3 protein-coding genes are annotated in these 3,919 nt (G+C 43.1%); all 3 read left to right on the forward strand.

Annotated elements, in window-relative coordinates:
* Positions 1-24: 24 nt before the first annotated feature.
* Positions 25-1,008, forward strand: a complete 984-nt coding sequence (locus tag ACIR131C_RS0119745) for a DnaJ C-terminal domain-containing protein (protein ID WP_028091558.1) — start codon at positions 25-27, stop codon at positions 1,006-1,008.
* A gap of 542 nt (positions 1,009-1,550) precedes the next feature.
* Positions 1,551-2,603: a hypothetical protein gene (locus ACIR131C_RS0119750; RefSeq protein WP_028091559.1), complete on the forward strand. Its 1,053-nt coding sequence runs from the start codon at positions 1,551-1,553 to the stop codon at positions 2,601-2,603.
* 39 nt (positions 2,604-2,642) lie between these two features.
* Entirely contained in the window at positions 2,643-3,539 is an 897-nt protein-coding gene (locus tag ACIR131C_RS24065) for a hypothetical protein (RefSeq protein ID WP_028091560.1), read from the forward strand.
* Positions 3,540-3,919 lie beyond the last annotated feature (380 nt).

Genomic DNA, 3,919 nt, shown 5'->3' on the forward strand with positions numbered 1-3,919 from the left:
TAAATTTCCACAGGAGGCTAGTAAATGGCTGCAACCGACTTTAAAGACTATTATGCAATTTTAGGAATTACTAAAACCGCCACATCGGAAGAAATTAAACAAGCTTTTCGCAAACTAGCCCGTAAATATCATCCTGATGTTAACCCCAACAACAAACAGGCCGAAGCAAAATTTAAAGAAGTAAATGAAGCCTACGAAGTCTTATCAGACCCAGATAAACGCAAAAAATACGACCAATTTGGTCAATATTGGAAACAAGCCGGTCAAGGTTTCTCCTCCGGTGGTCCTGGTGCTGATATGGGCGGCTTTGACTTCGGACAATACGGCAGTTTTAATGACTTCTTAAATGAATTATTTGGTGGCGCTGGTCCTCGCAGTGGACGACAAACCGCCACAGATTCTACCTCCACTGGGAGAACAGGTGGTAGATATGGGGGTTTTAACGATTTTTCTTTTCAAGACGCTGCTAGAACACAAGACACAGAAGCAGTAATTACTTTAACTTTAGGTGAAGCATTTTCCGGTGTCGAAAAACGATTTAGTTTAGGTAGCGAAACTATTGATGTGCGTATCCCTGCTGGTGCTAAAGCTGGTACTCGCTTACGGGTGAAGGGAAAAGGCCAAATTAACCATCAGACCCAACAACGGGGAGATTTATACTTGAAAGTGGAATTACAACCCCATTCCTTTTTCCAAATCGAAGGTGATCATCTCGTCTGCGAAGTCTTGATTACCCCGGATGAAGCTACATTAGGAGCAGCTATTGATGTTCCCACCCCCGACGGTCATGTTAATGTCAAATTACCAGCAGGAGTCCGTTCTGGTCAATCTCTACGTCTACGTGGTAAAGGTTGGCCGCTAACTAAGGGTGGACGCGGTGATCAATTGGTAAAAGTAGCGATCGCTCCCCCAAAAGACCTCAATCCCCAAGAAAGGGAATACTATGAGAAAATCAGGGCTATCCGTACCTATAACCCCCGCAGCCATTTGGCACAAGTTAAATTGTAAAGATTGTTTACAATATTCTCCATAAAAACGAGCCAAAATTATGATTTTGACTTCCCTGTTAATAATTCAGAGTCGTGAAAACTCTGGAAAATGCTTCACTTCCTAGCTTATGGGATCTTACCACAGCATAACAGGGCATTTTATTTCTGACTACACTCTTATTCAAAAATATATACTTACTTTCTCATAATCTGCCTTGCTTTTAAAGTCAGGTTTATGGTATAATGGTGGGCAATTGGTGATTGCATTCGTTTGGGTGCTAACATCAATTGTTAGGTTTTTTGTATCGTTGTTCCAGTTTACCTATTCGTAGTCAAACTGAGAAAAATAGCATCAGGACATTTGCCTAGAAAACTATTAACTGTAGATAGATTTTCGGCGTTGCGGAAACCAGGTATAAATTCATCTGTAGAGCCAAGTATACCTACTTAGGTCACGTCTATACAAATGTTTGAAGATCATCAAAAATCATTTTTATACATCAAATCAGCAACGCCAGATTTTGGCCACCGCATAACAAACATCTTGTGAGGAGTGATATTTTGAATAGCAAAAAGCATTCTGTTATACCAGAAAATAATTGGACACAGTTTATCTACTTGGGTTTGTCTCTCACCCTACCCAGCTTATTCCTGACCACAGCCGTGTCAATTAATTCTGCATCTGCCGCAGATGACATAGTAACTGAAAACCAGAACAGTGAATCAAGCATAGATAAAACTGCAAAAGCCACTTCTGTAAATGATACCAAACAGGTAGTCACAGCCGCAGAATTAGAACCAAAAGTTGCATCTGTTCCTGAGCAAAAACAACCACAGCTAATTGCACAAACAGGAGACGGTAATCCGGATGATGTTAATAAAATCCGCCAGGATTTACTAATTGAACCCCTGATTAAGATCAAAGTAGCACCACCAACTAAGCCCACCTACCCACCCGGACTCAGTTTTGCTGCCCCCAGTGCCTTCGGGGCTAATATGGGTGACGCATTTCTAGGGACATCAGCAGCCTTCTTCGGCACCAGAGATACGGAGTTGGATGGGAGTATTAGCGCCGGTTTTGGTTTAGGAAATTCCCAGAAACTAATTGGTCTAGAATTTGGGTTCAACAACGGTAGTATCAAAGACTTTGGTTCTAATGGTACTTTTGACTTTAAAGCTCACCGCATTGTTTATGCCAAAGGAACTAATCAAATTGGTGTAGCTGGTGGTTGGAAAACCTTTGCTCAGTACGGTAATGAAGGTATTAGACCTTCCAGTGCCTATGGTGTGGTGACAAGTTACTCCCTTTTAAGACCTAACAACCCTGGGAACAAAATGCCCATTTCCTTCTCCGCCGGGGCTGGGGGTGGGGACTTCCGCCAAGGTGATGCCAGCACCGGTGTATTTGGTGGAGTTGGTGTGCAAATTCATCCCCAAGTCGGTGTGGGTCTAGGTTGGAGTGGAGTTGGTTTCAACGTCGGCGCTTCCTTTGTTCCCATACCTACTCTACCCTTAACAATTACAGCTACAGGATCAGACCTCACGGACAACAGCCCAGGCGGCACAGTGTTTTCCCTGAGTCTGGGTTATGGTTTCAATTTCTTGCCTAAATAAACACTTAGAATTTAGAGATTTAGAATTTAAAGGATCATCATGTTGAAAATCAGAAATCTCATTTTTGCCTTCAGTCTCACCCCCCTCATGTCCCTTGCTTGGCAATTACCAAGTCTAGCCCAAGTTGTCGGTCCAAGTAAAGGTACAGCCGGTACTGCCAGTGGTGCTCAAACCGGCGGTACAACAACTACCATTTTTTCCGTGCCGCCAGCAGCACTGCCAGGAGGAACAACAACAGGAGGAACAACAACAGGAGGAACAACAGGAGGAGCTATAATACCTGGTGTTTCAGCCGCTGTTACATCTGGTGTTTCCACGTCAGGTGGAACTGCACTTACAGCAGCGTCCGTAGAACCAACGTCACCTAGCGTCAATGTGACAGGAGGTGGAACAACACCTCTTGTGATCTCCATTCCTCCAACATCTCAAACTGCTGTGAATCAGTCGGCTGCCGCTATTTCTCAGAATCTTAACAGTGCAACAACAGGTGGTGGTACAACAGGTGGTGATACAACAGGTGGTGCTACTGCTGCTGATATTGGTACGGTATTGACAGGTGGCGCTGGGTCACAACAGGCTGCGGTTACCTTAACAACCAGTTTAACTACTGCGAATGTTCCCCTACAACTAGCAACACCACTAGTCACATCCCTCAATGGTTTGTTTAGTTCTACTAGTGCTTCCTTACCAAATCAGCCTGTAGCTCAAGCAACATCAGGACAGCTAGTAGCAAGCACAAAAGCCTTTAAACCAGTTATCATTGCTCAAGGCAGCGCTGGTATAAGCGTCAATATCAATAAGCTAAATGACGCTATTGTTGCCTATAACGCGATTGTCCTGCAAGGTAAATCGGAAGTCGTTAAAAATCTCTCTAAGAATAGTGGTTTCCGGGCTATTGGCAGCATACTCAAACAATTGAGAACTGTGATTAAATAACCTGTAATTACGCGAAAGCAACTCCTAACAACAGTTGGGAGTTGCTGAATTGAAGTAAGTTACCGAGCTTGCTATAAAAATCTAAACAAGCTAAAAAATGCTAACAACAACCAAGTTTTTCTTCCTACTTCGTCCTGAAAGTGTCTGGACTATGTAGATAAGTTCCATAGAACATCTCTACCACAGTAAATCTGACCGCTTCTTGACTCAAGTATGACTTATGCAAGTGGCACAAAAAAATATAATTTTATTGTTTGTAGTCAGGGCTTTAGCCCTGATAATTACTTCTTTTCCCCGCAATCTTTTGTGTCTTCCTATTTACAGCGGTTTCCGATCTGATGAAGTACAAAGTTGAATCATGAAACTCTTGTGGTGCGGGC

Source organism: Dolichospermum circinale AWQC131C (genome assembly GCF_000426905.1).
GTDB classification, from domain to species: Bacteria; Cyanobacteriota; Cyanobacteriia; order Cyanobacteriales; family Nostocaceae; genus Dolichospermum; species Dolichospermum circinale.